The following is a 1,502-nucleotide window of genomic DNA, read 5'->3' as shown; positions in this document are numbered from 1 at the left end:
TAGGAATGTCACGGGTGGGATTGTCGGCAGCGTCAGATGTGTGTAGAGGACATGTCCCGCGGTGTTCCCTGACATGCCAATGTGGTGTCCCCCCGTCGCGTAGGGCTTCGAAAACATCGTCTCCCCCGCCGGCGACGGTGTGTACAAGATTAGCACGATGCTCACCGCCGTCATCGACGAAGACCGCATTCCCGGTCTCTATTGGACGGTCAACCTAGCCGCTGTCATTGCTACCATCGGCGGAATATCGACGACGCTCGGCTTCAGTGCACAGACGATGGCAGCGATTCTCGGACGAGTGTTCAACCTCGAAGCAACAGTTCTGACGTACGCGGTCTTCGCGCTTATCGGCGTCGTCTTTCTCGGTGACGTCTGGCTCGGGCTCAGAAAAGGAATCCGTAATGCCGCCCGTGTGACGATGTTACTGATCGGTCTCTCGATGGCTTTGCTCGTCGTGGTCGGTCCGACTGTCTTCATGTTCGAACTCGGCCTCGATGCGACAGGTGTCTGGCTCAGCGAGATGTTCCGGCTGACGCTCTATACGGCACCGACATCCGCGGGTAATTGGGCGGCAAACTGGACCGGATTCTGGTGGGCGTGGTGGGCCGCGTGGAGTATCTTCGTCGGCAGTTTCGTTGCCCGTGTCTCGAAGGGCCGGACCATCCGCGAAATGTTCGTCGTACTTGTCGTGGTGCCGACGTTCCTTACGTGGATTCAACATTTACTCATCGGTGGGTGGGTACTTGCGCCGGGGTACCAGCAACCAGTCGCTGACATCATGGCCGCTGCTGGCAAGCCTGCAGCAATCGCGAAGGCCCTGCAAATCACCTCCTTCGGGACGGTACTGGCGGTCTTGTTCGTACTCGTCATCGCAGGATACATCATCACCTCGCTCGACTCGGCGGTGTTCATGATCTCCGCGATTACGCTTGGCGACGAAAATCCGAACCCTCGAAACCGCGCGTGGTGGGGGGCATTACTGGCCTTCTTCGGAATGATGTCGCTCGAACTCAAAGAGTTCAGTTCCATCCAGTCGCTTTCGGTCACAATGGCGCTTCCGTTCTCACTACTCCTGCTCGTCATCCTATACGGGAGTTACGTCGTCGCGAAAGGATATGTACAGAATACCAGTGAGATCGACGTAGAGAGCGAGACGCTCCTCACTCGGCAGTCTGATTCGAGCACACCGAGCGACGACTGAGTGAGCATTCTAGGAACGGAATAGACTTCTACAGGTGGAGCAGGCCGAGTGTCTCGGGGTCGTTCGAAAGACCTTCGTCTTTCGTGATGACGAGACCCCTTTGGCGTCTCGAACCACTTGACCCCGAGGCGGTTCACTAACGGCCCCCCTTCGAATCGGTTCGTTCGAAAGGGCCACGGGTGTCAGCGGTCACTACGGTCTGGTGATTACCCTGTCCGACACCACCAGCAGGGAGGCACGCACCTCTATATTCTCTCACTATGGGAACATAACCAGATGTGGATTATAAATAATGTTTGAT

The 1,502-nt window shown here is 56.8% G+C and carries 1 pseudogene; it reads left to right on the top strand.

The window, feature by feature from the left end:
• Window positions 1-79 precede the first annotated feature (79 nt).
• Window positions 80-1,201: pseudogene (locus tag QT222_RS01215) on the top strand (BCCT family transporter); the annotation flags it as partial.
• Between the last annotated feature and the right edge of the window lie 301 nt (window positions 1,202-1,502).

It is taken from the genome of Haloferax sp. s1 (assembly GCF_058382125.1).
The sequence above is the reverse complement of the archived record's forward strand: the minus strand, read 5'-3'. Positions and strand labels throughout refer to the sequence as shown.